This window comes from Neorhizobium alkalisoli (genome assembly GCF_007829835.1).
GTDB lineage: Bacteria > Pseudomonadota > Alphaproteobacteria > Rhizobiales > Rhizobiaceae > Neorhizobium.
Genome location: NZ_VIWP01000006.1, coordinates 1 through 13,375, shown reverse-complemented (window position 1 = coordinate 13,375; position 13,375 = coordinate 1). Strand labels below are relative to the sequence as shown.

Sequence of the window (13,375 nt, the reverse complement as noted above, 5' to 3'; positions counted from 1 at the left end):
CATGAACGAGCGGGCCGCCCTTCGCCAGACGACGACACCGACCACAACGGAGGCCGACCGGATCGGCTTTTTCGGCAAGCTGCCGAGCCACGGCGATTTCGTTTCGACCGGCCTTGGCCGCGGGTTGCAGGATATGCTCGACATCTGGCTGCAGTCGGGACTGCAACGCCTGCAGCAGGCCTTTCCGGACGACTGGGAAGCGTGGTTCAAGGCGATGCCGACCTGGCGTTTCGTTGTCGAGCGCGGCCATTGGGGTCCTTCGACCCTTGTCGGCATCATCCTGCCGAGCCTCGACCGGGTCGGGCGCAGCTTTCCGCTCGTCATCGCATCCCAGATCCCCGGCTTTACCGGCGACCCGCGCGGCCTTTGCCTCGACGACAGTTGGTTCACCGCGGCGGAAGGAATTGCCGAAACCTCTGCCCATCGGGATTTTGACATCAACGCGTTCATCGCAAGGCTGAGACGGCTGAGAAGCCCGCATCCCGGCGATATCGAGCCGGAAGCCGGAACTGGCAGATCAAGTGGCACGCTCTGGTGGCGCAGCGGCGATGACCGGCGCCTGATCGGCTTTCGCACCTCCGGCGCACCACAACCCGCCGACGTTCTGAAACTGCTTGGCGAGCATCAGACGCCCACCCGGACGGCCGCAAGACCTGTCCATCCGGCACCACTTGCCCGCCCCGAACCGGCTATCGCTCCGCCAGCCGCGGCTGCGACACCAGGACAAAGACCGGCACCGACATCCGCGTCCCGACCAAGGCTGCGGCTTGCCTATAGCGATGTCTCCCATCCCGGCACGCGGCTCTCGATCAATGCCGATCATCTGCTCGCATCGCCGAAACGCGGCCTTTTCGCACTTGCCGACGGCATAGGAGAAGGCAATGCGGCAGTCGAGGTAGCAAGGATCGCGATCACCGCGCTCGAGGAAATCACCCCGCAGGAAACGGTCGACGACCTGCTGCAAACCGTAAAAGGCAAGCTCGGGCGCGCGCATGGGCTGATCCAGGCAGCCAGAATGTCCGCCGACAGGGAGCCGCCCGCGGCCAGCATCGCGGTTCTCGCCGTTCATGGCGGGGATTTCGCACTGAGCTGGGCAGGCGATGTTCGTTGCTATCTTTTGCGCGACGGCATGATGCGCTGCATCACCCGCGATCATCTGGAGGTCGGGCTGAAACGCGGCCTTTCGCGTTATCTCGGCCGGCCCGGCCAGTTCAGCCCCGAAACCCTCGTCGACAATCTCCATGACGGCGACCGGCTGCTTCTGTGCAGCAATCCGCTCTGCCGGGTTCTGCCGGAGCGCAGCATTGCCGAGATTCTGATCTCGACCGATCTCGACGAAACCGCAGCCGTGCTGGGCCAGGAGGCGCTGATCGCCAATTGCCGCGACAATTTCAGCGCCATCGTGATCGATGCGGGCGTGGCCTGAGGCTGGACGATGTCGGCCGGTTTCGACGATATAGGGCAAAGATTTTCAGCGCTCTGGAATGTCCTGACGAAGGATGGCGATGCGCTTCGCCCGGCCGAAGAACGGGCCTTGCTTGTTGATCAGGTGCGCGATGCACTGGACCGCGCCGAAGACCGGCTTTCGGAGAAGCAGGCGACGATCCTTGCCAATACGTTCACGCTGGAGGAGAGGATTTATGATGGCAGGATCGTGGAAATCCATCGCGCCCGCCACCGGGATCTCGGTACGCTTCACGCCATCAAGCTGCTGAAGCAGGAGCATGCGGACGATCCGGTGGCAAAACGGTTGCTGCTGCGGGAAGCGGGCATCGGCCTTGGCCTCCGTCATCCGAATCTTGTTACCACGCAGACCTTGCTGCGCCTGGCGGATGGACGCCCCGCATTGATCTCCGAATGGTGCAGAAACAGTCTGGCGGAACATCTTCGCCTCCATTCCGTATCGCTCACCGATATCGAAGCCATCATGAAAAGCCTGCTTTCAGGCCTCTCCGCCATGCACGATGCCGGTTACGTCCATTGCGACGTCTCGCCTTCCAACCTTCTGTTTTACGGAGACAGCCCCGTTTCCATAAAACTGTCGGACCTCGGAATTGCGCTCGAGATCGGCCGCCGGCACGCAGATCTCGACCTTTCCTTTGCCGGACAACCGGATCTGGCTGCGCCGGAACAGCGGGATGGCGATGTGCTGGACGGGCGCACCGATCTTTATTCGGCCGGCCGGCTGCTGCTGATCCTGCTTGATCACTGTCCCGACGCCAGCGGCCCGGATGGCGAGCCGCTCAGATTTTTCGCAGGAAGGCTATGCGAACAGGACCGGACGGCGCGGCCCGAAAATGCAAAAGCCGCCCTCATTGCACTGGACGGCTTTCAAAAGTGATTGCGGATTGGTTCAATTGCTGCCGGGCAGCGGTGCTGCAGCCGTCGGCGCGCTTTTCTGATAGATCGTGAAGAGTTTTGCGAAATCCACCATCTTGGAATTGCTGGCGTAGAGGATGTCGCCATCCATGATCTGGAAACGCTGCATCAGCGACAGGTTGGACACGTCATTCATGTCGACGCGATAGATAGCCGGCTTGGTGGTGACCGCAGCCGGGCCCTTAATGCCGTTGACGGTCGAGACCGGCCCATAGACCTGCTGGTTGCGAACCACGTAGAAATTGCTGGCATCGGCCCGGTCGTCGAGCAGGCCACCGGCACGGCTGAAGGCCTGCATCAAGGTCATCTTGCCAGGCTCGAACTCGAATTCGCCGACGCTCTTGAAGGCGCCAAAGGCGGTGAAGCTCGGAGCATCCTTGCCGACAAAAACCTGATCGTCCGGCAGGAGATAGACATTCTGGCGATCCTCGTCGATCACCCGCTGCAGCGGCGCGGTGGCGCGCTGCTTGCCGCGAATGACGGTAACGCTCGCAGCACTTGCCGCCGAAGACGAGCCGCCGGCAAGCGCGATACCGTCAAGAACCCGCTCCTTGCGCGCGGTCAGCGGGAAACGGCCGGCCGAGCGCACATCGCCATTGACGGTGAAGCCGCTGCTCGGCTTGTCCACGACGGTCACGACCGCCTGCGGATTGACCGCCGAGCCCTTGAGGCCGCTGACAATCTTCTGCTGCAAAGCTTCAGGTGAGGATTCCAGCACCCGCTGCTTGCCGACGAAGGGAAGCGTGACGCTGCCGGCCGAGTCGACCGTGAAACGTCCGAGATTGAGCGTCTTGGCCTGGGTCGACGAAAACAGTCCGTCCTCGCCGGTGTCCAGAATCGTCACCTCGATGACATCGCCCTTGCGCAGGCGCGTATCGGCAAAACCACCGGAATAAAGCTTGCTGAGACCCGGATCATTCGGCGCGTAAGCGAGTGGTGTCGCCGTGACCGGCGTCATCGGCGCATTCGCAAGCCGGGTAACGGGAATGGGCTGACCGGTACGAGGATCCTTTGCGCTATAGAAACTGCCGGCACCCGGTCCATCGGATGGGGATGCGCATGCAGTGAGAAGCGCGAGGAAAACGAGTGGGGTCAGCTTCCGCATCACGTAACCTTTGATAGAATTTCGTGAATTGATAACTATCAAGCGATGTCACCCCGGCAATACCGGGCCCGAAGAAAAAGGCAAATGTGACATCCCGGAGGCACAACCTGTGGCTTATCGGCAACCCACAGCAAAAGTCGATGCCATCCACCAATGTCGAGACCGCCGAAACGGCTTGTTTTGGCGATAGGTAATCAGGATCTGCAGGCAAAAGGACTGGTGATCCGGCCTCAGGCTACATCACATGTGCAAGCGCGATCGCGTCGGCCACTTCCTCGCAACGGTCCTCCAGCATCGATGTCGCGACACGAATATTGTTGCTCTGGGAGACCGAAAACTTGCTGCCCGGATTGACCGCGATATTGCGCGCGGCAAGCGTCACGATCGCAAATGGTTCCGAGGCGACCGGCACCCAGAGGGACAGGCCGTCGCCATCTCCGATGGTGAGACCTTTGGCGCGCAATGCTTCGGCAAGCTTTTCGCGCCGGTTCTTGTAGATCGCCCTTGCCGACGAAACACAATCTGCGGTTTCGGGATGGCGCAGCAGCCAGGCGCCGGCGGCCTGCAGGATACGGCTGGTCCAGGCGGCGCTGAAGCTGCGATAAGACTGGATCTGCTCGACGATCGGCTTGGTGCTGGACAGGACCGCCAGGCGAAGATCCGGGCCGAGCGTCTTCGAGAAAGACAGGACGTGGATGACACGATCGGGAAACGCGTTGCCCAGCGAATGACGCGGCGTCGCTGCAACTTCGGCAATGCCGTCATCCTCGATGATCAGCGTATCGCTGTCGCGCAGGACGTCTGCAAGTTCGCCAAGACGCTGCGTCGTCACGGTCCTGCCCGTCACCGAATGCAGCCGCGGCTGGAACAGGAAGACGACCGGTTTGTAATGCATTGCTTCCTTCAGCGATGACGGCAATGGCCCTTGTTCATCGCATTTCACCGGCAGGATGCGGGCACCTTGATGTTCGAGAATATCGAGAAGACGCATGGCCGTCGGCTCCTCGATCGCGACGGGCGCCCCCGGCGTTACCAGCGCATGGATCGCCGTATAAACGGCATTGTAACCGCCATTGGTCGCCAGAAATGCCTCCGCCTCATAAGGCCAGGTCTTGCGCACTTCCGCCTCCAGTTCGGGCAGGATGCGGCTGCGTTCATAGCTGTTGAGGTTTTCCGCCAAGGCACCATAGGCCAACGCCTTTTCCAGCGGCGGCAGCAGCAGAGGATCCGGTACGGCCATCGTCAGATCCAGCACGTCGGCGCCGTAATGGCCGGAACTTGCCAGCCGTTCGGGCTTGGCAATGAAGCGATCACCGCTCACCCAGGTGCCGTTTCTGCCCCTTCCGGAGATGATCTTTCGCCGCCGAAGCTCGCTCCAGGCCTCCGAAATGGTTGCCGGGCTCACCCCGAGCGAAAAAGCGAGATCCCGGATCGGAGGCAATTTGACGCCCACCGGAAGCGCTCCCGCCCTGATCAAGGCACTGGTTTCCAAAGCGATTCCGCGAATTGTGCGGTCGCTTAATTTTTCGGCAAACCAGTTCGAATCGTAGGCATCGCTCATTTTGTCACCAAATTTAATGTTCAATAACGTAATAACATTTGATCATTTGTAAATGAACATTTTAATCTCTGTATATCAGCATTTTCTGACATGAGTATCTCAAATGACACTGCGCCTTCGAATTGCACTGCGTGACTGGGACTACATGACGCCGCTGGTCCTCGGCGATATCATCTCGGACAAGCTCGACCTTGAGGTCGACCGTATCGGTACGCTGGTCTCGCATGTCGGCAAGGACCCCAACCATGACGCCGCCGAAATGTCGTTCAGCCGCTATACGCAGCTGCGTCATGATGGCGATCACAGCGTTGTCGGCATTCCGAATTTCATCATGCGCGGCTTTCGCCATCGCTGCATCATGACCATGGCCGACAGCGACATCACCACACTTTCACAGCTGGCCGGCAAGCGCATAGGCGTCACCGGCTGGCGCGACAGCGGCAATACCTGGACCCGCGCCGCGATCCGCCGCGAAGGCGTCGAGGTCAAGGATGCGATGTGGTATGCTGGCCGCCTGACGGAAGCACATCCGATCACCGACCGCCTTGACGGCTTTGGCCAGCCCGGCCTGATCGAAGCCTGCCCGGGCGAGCGCCCGATGGTCGACTTGCTCCGCGACGGTGGCCTCGATGCGATCTTCACGCCCTTCATGCCGAATGGCTATTTCGAACCGGGTTCACCCTTCCGTCAGGTTCTGGCGGATTTCCGTTCCGAAGAGCAGCGCTATTTCGATGCTGTCGGTTATGTCCCGGGCATGCACATGATCGGCATCAAGTCCGAGATCGTTGCCGAAAACCCGTGGGTGATCGCCGAAATCAGCCGGCTTGTCGATGAATCGCAGAAGATGTGGACCGAGAAGCGCCGCAAATATGCCGAAACCACGCCGTGGATGTTCGACGAGGTGCTGAAGACCTCGCGCGACCTGCCCAAGGGCTGGGATGCCAGCGGCTTTGCCGCCAACCGCAAGATGATCGACGATTTCGCCGGCGAGCTGCATGCCCAGGGCATCATGAAGCGCCACATGCGGCCGGAAGAGCTCTTCGAATACGACACCGATGGCAGCCGCATCGAAATGGCGAGCGCCTGAACCAAAACACCGCAACAAACGTAACTTGGTAAGACAAAGGGGAATGAACATGTCGCATAAGAAACTGATCGCTCTTGCACTCGCCGGCGCTGCCTTTGCCGGCCTTGCCAAGGCCGAGGATGCGCCGAAGCTGGAAGTCAACAAGGCGCTTCACGACCGGCTGCCCGAAGACATCAAGACGGCCGGCAAGATGACCTCCGTCAACAATGGTTCCTTCCCTCCCTACGAGATCGTCACCGGCACGGAAATGACCGGCGCCAGCGCCGATCTGACCGACGCGATGGGACAGGTTCTCGGCGTCAAGATCGAGCATGCAACGGTCGGCGGCCTTCCGGCGCTTCTGGCCGGCGTCAATTCGGGCCGCTACCAGTTCGCCTTCGGCCCGGTTGGTGACTACAAGGATCGCGAAGCCGCCAACGATTTCGTCGACTGGGTTCAGGAATTCGTGGTCTTCGCGACGCTGAAGGGCAATCCGAAGGGCATCAGCTCGCTCGACACCGCCTGTGGCCAGCGTGTCTCGGTCATGGCCGGCGGCTCGGCTGAGCGCGTGATCAAGGTCCAGTCGGACAAGTGCGTGGCCAATGGCAAGGGTGCCGTCGAAGTCCAGTCCTATACCGACCAGCCGGCATCGATCCTCGCCGTCCGCTCCAAGCGCGCCGACGCCTTCTTCTCCTCGCAGGCGCCGCTCACCTATTTCGTCTCCCAGGCGAACGGCCAGCTGGAACTGACCGGCGTCGGCCAGAAGAACGGCTTTGACGACATCTTCCAGGGCGCCGTCGTGCCGAAGGGCTCGGCGCTTGGCCCGCTCCTCATCGATACGATCAAGGTTCTCATGGATAACGGCACCTATGCCGCGATCATGAAGAAGTGGGGTCTTGAGAACAACATGATCAAGCAGCCCGGTCTCAACCTCGGTGGACAGCTTCCCAAATGAGCACAAGCACCACAACACCAGCAGCGCCTTCGGGCGCTGCAGACTTTCGCGATGTGGCAACCGCCCACACGCCGTTCCGCACCGGTCGCCTCGTCCTCTGGATCGTCATCGCGCTTGTCGTGATCGATTTCGGCTGGATCGTCGCCAATAACGAGAATTTCGGCTGGCCCGTCGTTGCGAAATACTTTTTCGATCCGACCGTGATCAAGGGCCTCTATGTCAGCCTCGGCCTCACCGTTGTCGGCATGATCCTCGGTGTCATCGTCGGCCTCATCATCGCCATCATGCGCATGTCGACCGACCGGCTCGCGAGCGGCTTCGCCTCGCTGTTCATCTGGTTCTTCCGCGGCACGCCGCTGCTCGTCCAGTTGATCTTCTGGTACAACATGTCGACGCTGTTTCCGGCGATCTCGATTTCCATTCCCTTCGGCCCGACCCTGATCAGCTGGGACACCAATTCGGTGATCACCCCGATGACGGCGGCAATCGTCGGCCTGGCGCTCAACGAAGCGGCCTATATGGCGGAAATCATCCGTGGCGGTCTTCTTTCGGTCGATCGCGGCCAGGCCGAAACGGCTGAAGCCTTCGGCATGACCAAGGCGCGCGCCTTGTGGCGGATCATCATTCCGCAGGCCATGCGCTCCATCGTGCCGCCGACCGGAAACCAGCTGATCAGCATGATCAAGGCGACCTCGCTCGTCAGCGTTATCGCCATGGCCGACCTGCTTTATTCGGTCCAGTCGATCTATAACCGCACCTTCGAGATCATCCCGATGCTGCTGGTCGCCGTTCTCTGGTACCTGCTGATCACCTCGGTCCTGAATATCGGCCAGAGCTATATCGAGGCCTATTACGGCCGCAGTGACCGCCGCAATGCCGGCATGGCCAAGGCCGCCACTGTTACCGAGGAGGCAAGCCATTGACCCCCATTGCCAATGCAAAGCCCCTCGTGCAGGCCCGTAACGTCCACAAGGCCTTCGAACATCTCGAAGTCCTGAAGGGCATCGATCTCGATGTCATGCCGGGTGAAGTCGTCGTCATTCTCGGACCGTCCGGTTCCGGCAAGTCGACCTTCCTGCGCTGTATCAACCACCTCGAAGCCATCCAGAAAGGCTTTATCGAGGTGGATGGCGAACAGATCGGCTACCGGGTGAAGAACGACCGGCTGGAAAAACTATCCGCCAACGGCATTGCAAAACAGCGCCGCAAGATCGGCATGGTGTTCCAGCAGTTCAACCTCTACCCGCATATGACGGTGCTGCAGAACATTATCGAGGCGCCGGTCGGCATTCACGGCCAGAGCCGCAAGGATGCGATCGAAAACGCAAAACAGCTGCTGAAGCGCGTCGGCCTGTTGGAAAAGGCGGAAAACTATCCGCGCCAGCTCTCCGGTGGCCAGCAGCAGCGCGTCGCGATCGCCCGCGCGCTGGCGATCAAGCCGAAACTGATGCTGTTCGACGAGCCGACCTCGGCGCTCGATCCGGAACTCGTCGGCGAGGTGCTGGCGACGATGCGGGATCTGGCGAAACAGGGCCTGACCATGATCGTCGTCACCCACGAGATCGGTTTTGCCAGGGAAGCCGCCGACCGCGTCGTCTTCATGGATGGCGGCGTCATCGTCGAACAGGGCAAGCCCGAGGATGTGATCGGCAATCCGCAGCATCCGCGCACCAAGGCTTTCCTGTCGCGTTTCCTCTAGAACTCCTCCCCAACTCGCCCCGGCCCCAAAGGCCGGGGTCTTTTTTCCTGCAATATCAAAAGTCTGGAACTCCGATGCCTGCCCAAGACAATCTCTACGCCCGCGTCTCCGATTTCGATGCCATGGAAGCCGACCTGAAGGCGACCCGCCACCATCTCCATGCCCATCCGGAGCTCTCATTCGAAGAGGCCGAGACCGCCCGTTACGTCGCCGACAAGCTGGAAGCCTGGGGTTACGATGTGACCCGCAATGTCGGTGGCCATGGTGTCGTCGCTGTCATGAAGAACGGCACGGGCACGAAAAGCATCGGCATCCGCGCCGACATGGATGCGCTGCCGATCGAGGAAGAGACGGGCGTTGCCTATGCCAGCACCGTTTCCGGCAAGATGCATGCCTGCGGCCATGACGGCCATACGACCATGCTTCTCGGCGCCGCCGAATATCTGGCACGCACAAAGCGCTTCAACGGTACCGTGACGCTGATTTTCCAGCCGGCGGAAGAGGCAGGCAAGAACAGCGGCGCCAAGCGCATGATCGATGACGGCCTGTTCGACCGTTTCCCGATCGACGCGATTTTTGGCCTGCACAATCATCCGGGCATGCCGGCCGGCGCGCTTCTGACCCGCTCCGGCCCGATCATGGCCGCCGGCGACACGGTGAAGATCACCATTACCGGCAAGGGCGGTCACGCCTCGCGCCCGCACCTGACGATCGATCCGGTCCTCGTCGCCTGCAACCTCGTCATGACCCTGCAGTCGATCGTTTCGCGCAATGTCGATCCGACCCAGACGGCCGTCGTCACGGTCAGCACCATCCATGCCGGTGAAGCTTCGAACGTCATTCCGAATACGGCCAAGATCGCCATGAGCGTCCGCTCCTTCGATCCGGCCATCCGCGCCTTCCTCGAAGAGCGCATCCGCAAGCTGACGGCGAGCGTCACCGAAGGCCACGGCGCCACCGCCGAAATCGACTACGAGCACGGTTATCCGGTCGTGGTGAATTCCGAAAAGGAAACCGCCTTTGCCAATGAAGTGGCTCAGGAACTGATCGGCGCGGACAATGTCTCGACTTGCCCTCTCCTGCCGGGCAGCGAAGACTTCGCCTATTTCCTCGAACACCGCCCCGGCAGCTTTTTGCGCCTCGGCAATGGCAAGGATTCAGCCATCCTGCATTCGTCGAAATACGATTTTAACGACGGTAGCCTGACCACCGGTTCCGCCATGTGGGCACGTCTCGCCGAGCGTTACCTGGATCTATGATCAGGATCGCCGAGCTTCATCAGGCCGTTACAGGCGGCCTGATGATCGATATACATTAGAATGATACTCTCGATACCAGACGGGCAGGCTCGCTTCCGGGCGCTGCCCGTTGAGCCTTCCGCAAGGTCCTCAGTCCGCTCGCGGATGCACCGAGACCGGAGCTTCCGGGAACGGCCTGCTCGATCCTGGCGAGATCGACTGCACTGACCTTGTCGCGGCTGCAGGCGCCCTTAACCTCCCACAGATCCCTGGCGATACTCGTTCCGACGGCCCAGGTGATCGCGCCACCCGCGACATCGTTCTTCTGAACTTTGTTGGCCGCCACGAGACCGCGAATGGCTTCACCGAGGATTTTGGCGGAATCCTCGAATTCCACGCCTGAGATCCGGTCATACTCGGCATTGCTCTCACCATCGACCAGGCAGTGATGCGCGGTAAACACCCAGTCATGGATCATGTGAGCCGGTGCATACCCCCAAGGGCTGAGCCCCTTGAACACCTGCGCTATCTTCGGGATCGATCCACCATCCGTATACATGACACCCGGTCGGATCACCTTCGCCGGCCCGTTACCCGCACGCGTAAAAGTGAGCGGATCGGATGGATCGGGCACGAAGACAAATTTGCCATCGCCGCTCGAGGTACTTCCCTCATCCACCCACATGACGAGGACGCTGCCCTTGAACTGGCCGGGCTGCAGGCTCGCATAATCGACAGTCACGCAACCTGCGAGCAGGGCCACGGATGCCCATGCAAGAACACGCCTCATCTCGCCCCCTTCGCCCAAAGCAGCAATCAAGTCCCGCCGAAACAGCGATGAGCAGACTCGGATTTCTGATGATCAAAGCTTTGCGCAACCAAAAATTGACGTCAAGCCGAAACAACACGTCATGGACTGACGGATGATGGGCAACAACCCTTTCGTCATCCGGAACCGGCCGGCAGTCGTCCATGATGACACACCCACCTGCATCACCTTACCATGCCAGAACCCGCGGACCGACGAGGGCTCCCAGTACCGCGACCATGGCAATGGCGAGGGAATACCATAAGGCGACAAAAGCCGCGCCGTCGTTCAGGCAGGCGATCGTATAGGCAAGGGCGCCGATCGATCCCGCAAGCAGGCCGGCGACGGCACCTGACCGTGCCAGACGCGTCGGCGTACCGCTGCGCATCGCAGCGAGGATGCCGAGCAATGCCGGGATGGACGACATGACGATGATGCCGCCGCAATTGAAGACCGAAAAGGTGTGCACGCCCCATATCGGAAACCCGCTACGGTCGAACACGGCGCCTCCAGCCAGAAACACTGCACCCGGAAGAAGGCCGATCACCGGGTGAACCCCGCTGCCGGGCCGCACCGAGGCCCTGACGGCCCGCAGCGCGCCTGCCCCGATCAGGATCATGCCGAAAACCTTGAACTGAAAGGTCCATGTCGACAGGATTTCCACCAGATCGGAGCGCGCACCTGCCGTCATGAGAACCACCGCAATCGCAGCAAGGAGCGATATGATCAATGCGGCAGGAAAGGCTGCGTCAAAGGCCAATCCGCCGGCGCGCCGCTTGCCTGCCTGGCTGGCCAGTCCCCTGATCAGGGCATCCGTGCTCTCGCTACTGACATTGTCCTTCTGGCTCATGGTCAAAACCTTTCCTTTGCGGCGGCCATCAACTTCTTCAGCGACCGATGGAACGCCACCCGAATCGCACCTTCACTCGAGCCGAGCTGTTCTGCCGCCTCCCTGGCAGACGCACCTTCCAGGCCGAGCGCCCGGACAGCCGCCTGTTCGCTGCGCGGAAGTTCGGAAATCAGCTTTTCCATGTCCGCCACGTTGTGATCGAAATCGACCTCGTCGGTTGCAAACACGGCCGCCCATTCCTCCTCGGTGAAATCGATACGGCCGCGCGCATGCCGCCGCAGGCGGCGGCCGGCATCGATGATCTTGTAGCGGGTTATGGCATTGAGCCAGGGCCGCAACGGTCTATCCGGGTTCCATTGATCACGGCGGGAATGCACGGCGATCAGCACTTCCTGCACCACATCCTCGGTCTCCGACACGCTGAACCTCATCTGCCGCAACTGCAGGGCAACGATACGCCGCAGAGAAACGGCAAAATCCCTGAGGAAGGCTTCGTAAGCAGCGCTGTCGCCGAGACGCTCGGCGCGCATTGCCCTGGCCCACCTGTCTTCCCTTGTATCCATCTGCCCCTACTTCGCTTCGGCAAGACTCTTTGTTACGCCCCATGGCAGATAAAAGGCCAGGCAGGCATTATCATCACTTAAACGTGAGGATGTAATGCCACCGACCCGCCGGTCGAAAGACTCCACCGAAGCATGTGCTTTATCTTGAACAGGAGTCCCCGATGATCATGAACAGACGGACATTTTCAGCCACGATGGTCGCAGGCGCCGCGGCGACATTTATCTCCACCAGAGGCATGGCAGCGCCTGCAGTGGCCAAGCCGCCCAAAGCCAAGAACATCGTTTTTGTCCACGGGCTGTTTGCCGATGGCTCGTGCTGGAGCGATGTCATATCCCGCCTGCAGCCAAAAGGCTTTAACATCACCTCGGTGCAAAACCCGCTGACCACGCTGCCTGAATCGGTCGCCGCTGCAGAACGTGTTCTCGCGCGTCAAGACGGCCCGACCGTGTTGGTCGGCCATTCGTTCGGCGGCATGATCGTCACGCAGGCCGGCATGCATCCGAACGTGTCCTCGCTCGTCTACATCGCCGCCCGCGCCCCCGACGCCAACGAGGATTTTGGCGCGCTTGCCAAGACCTATTCGACCCCACCCGCATCCGCCGGCATCGTTTTCGATGGTGACGAAGGAAGGCTCACCGAAGAGGCCTTCCTCCACGACTTTGCCGGCGACATTCCCAGGGCAAGAGCGGAAGTTCTCTATGCGACCCAGTATCCGTTCCAGAAAGCCCTGCTGTCCGGCAATGTCACAGACGCCGCCTGGCGCTCAAAGCCGAGCTTCTACGCGGTATCGAGCGAAGACCGCACGATCAACCCGGATCTGGAACGGTTTCTGGCGAAGCGTATGGGCGCGAAGACGATAGAACTGAAGGCAAGCCATCTGTCGCTGATCTCGCGTCCGCATGAGGTCGCAGAGCTCATTCTGGAGGCTGCCGGCCGGAAGGGTTAAGGGCGAGCTCAGCTGTAATGCCCTGTCGTGAATGATATTCCGACGAGAGCATTATCGTTTCAGGCGCGGTGAGCTTACACTCTCCGCGCCATTTTTATGGTTTTCGGGAACCCGCGCGGTTGAGCCTTGAGGCTGGCGCCGCGTCGCGCTGCGTTTGCCTTCGTTTATTCCGGTATTCTTTGAGGAAAGATTTGGTTGCGGGGG

At 60.7% G+C, this 13,375-nt stretch carries 13 protein-coding genes; 8 read left to right on the top strand and 5 right to left on the bottom strand.

The annotated features are described in order from the left end of the window. Position 1: 1 nt before the first annotated feature. Together tagF and FHW37_RS21780 are read left to right on the top strand one after the other, a co-directional pair. Positions 2–1,426 carry a type VI secretion system-associated protein TagF gene (gene tagF / locus FHW37_RS21785; protein WP_145640212.1) on the top strand — a complete coding sequence of 475 codons (1,425 nt, stop codon included), beginning with the start codon at positions 2–4 and terminating at the stop codon, positions 1,424–1,426. 9 nt (positions 1,427–1,435) lie between these two features. After that, a complete protein-coding gene (locus tag FHW37_RS21780) occupies positions 1,436–2,341 on the top strand; it encodes a protein kinase domain-containing protein (protein ID WP_145640211.1) in 906 nt (301 codons plus the stop codon). Positions 2,342–2,353: 12 nt separating this feature from the next. Here FHW37_RS21780 and FHW37_RS21775 read toward each other — a convergent pair whose 3' ends face one another. Both FHW37_RS21775 and FHW37_RS21770 read right to left on the bottom strand, forming a co-directional pair. Then, complete coding sequence (locus FHW37_RS21775; RefSeq protein WP_145640209.1) at positions 2,354–3,484, bottom strand: polysaccharide biosynthesis/export family protein; 1,131 nt, start codon at positions 3,482–3,484, stop codon at positions 2,354–2,356. Between the two features lie 235 nt (positions 3,485–3,719). Continuing rightward, positions 3,720–5,045: a PLP-dependent aminotransferase family protein gene (locus FHW37_RS21770; RefSeq protein WP_145640207.1), complete on the bottom strand. Its 1,326-nt coding sequence runs from the start codon at positions 5,043–5,045 to the stop codon at positions 3,720–3,722. 103 nt (positions 5,046–5,148) lie between these two features. Between FHW37_RS21770 and FHW37_RS21765 the strand changes: the two genes are divergently transcribed. The 5 genes from FHW37_RS21765 to FHW37_RS21745 all read left to right on the top strand — a co-directional run bounded on the left by FHW37_RS21765 (position 5,149) and on the right by FHW37_RS21745 (position 10,024). After that, positions 5,149–6,132: a nitrate ABC transporter substrate-binding protein gene (locus FHW37_RS21765; RefSeq protein ID WP_145640205.1), complete on the top strand. Its 984-nt coding sequence runs from the start codon at positions 5,149–5,151 to the stop codon at positions 6,130–6,132. Between the two features lie 49 nt (positions 6,133–6,181). Next, positions 6,182–7,066 (top strand): ABC transporter substrate-binding protein, encoded by an 885-nt coding sequence (locus tag FHW37_RS21760; RefSeq protein WP_145640204.1) that lies wholly within the window; start codon positions 6,182–6,184, stop codon positions 7,064–7,066. Next, positions 7,063–7,989: an amino acid ABC transporter permease gene (locus FHW37_RS21755; RefSeq protein WP_145640203.1), complete on the top strand. Its 927-nt coding sequence runs from the start codon at positions 7,063–7,065 to the stop codon at positions 7,987–7,989. The genes FHW37_RS21760 and FHW37_RS21755 overlap by 4 nt, the downstream gene beginning before the upstream one ends. Then, complete coding sequence (locus FHW37_RS21750; protein WP_145640201.1) at positions 7,986–8,765, top strand: amino acid ABC transporter ATP-binding protein; 780 nt, start codon at positions 7,986–7,988, stop codon at positions 8,763–8,765. The genes FHW37_RS21755 and FHW37_RS21750 overlap by 4 nt, the downstream gene beginning before the upstream one ends. A gap of 74 nt (positions 8,766–8,839) precedes the next feature. Then, complete coding sequence (locus FHW37_RS21745; protein ID WP_145640200.1) at positions 8,840–10,024, top strand: M20 aminoacylase family protein; 1,185 nt, start codon at positions 8,840–8,842, stop codon at positions 10,022–10,024. Positions 10,025–10,079: 55 nt separating this feature from the next. Here the strand turns inward: FHW37_RS21745 and FHW37_RS21740 are convergent, their stop codons facing one another. The 3 genes from FHW37_RS21740 to FHW37_RS21730 form a co-directional block, all read right to left on the bottom strand. Next, complete coding sequence (locus tag FHW37_RS21740; RefSeq protein ID WP_145640199.1) at positions 10,080–10,793, bottom strand: hypothetical protein; 714 nt, start codon at positions 10,791–10,793, stop codon at positions 10,080–10,082. 208 nt (positions 10,794–11,001) lie between these two features. Continuing rightward, positions 11,002–11,661, bottom strand: coding sequence for an NrsF family protein (locus tag FHW37_RS21735; RefSeq protein WP_145640197.1), 660 nt, complete (start codon positions 11,659–11,661; stop codon positions 11,002–11,004). 2 nt (positions 11,662–11,663) lie between these two features. After that, on the bottom strand, positions 11,664–12,224 hold the full coding sequence (locus FHW37_RS21730; protein ID WP_145640196.1) for a sigma-70 family RNA polymerase sigma factor: 561 nt from the start codon (positions 12,222–12,224) through the stop codon (positions 11,664–11,666). A gap of 161 nt (positions 12,225–12,385) precedes the next feature. Here FHW37_RS21730 and FHW37_RS21725 point away from each other — a divergent pair, with 161 nt between their 5' ends. Beyond that, complete coding sequence (locus FHW37_RS21725) at positions 12,386–13,171, top strand: alpha/beta fold hydrolase (RefSeq protein WP_145640194.1); 786 nt, start codon at positions 12,386–12,388, stop codon at positions 13,169–13,171. The last annotated feature ends 204 nt before the right edge of the window (positions 13,172–13,375 follow it).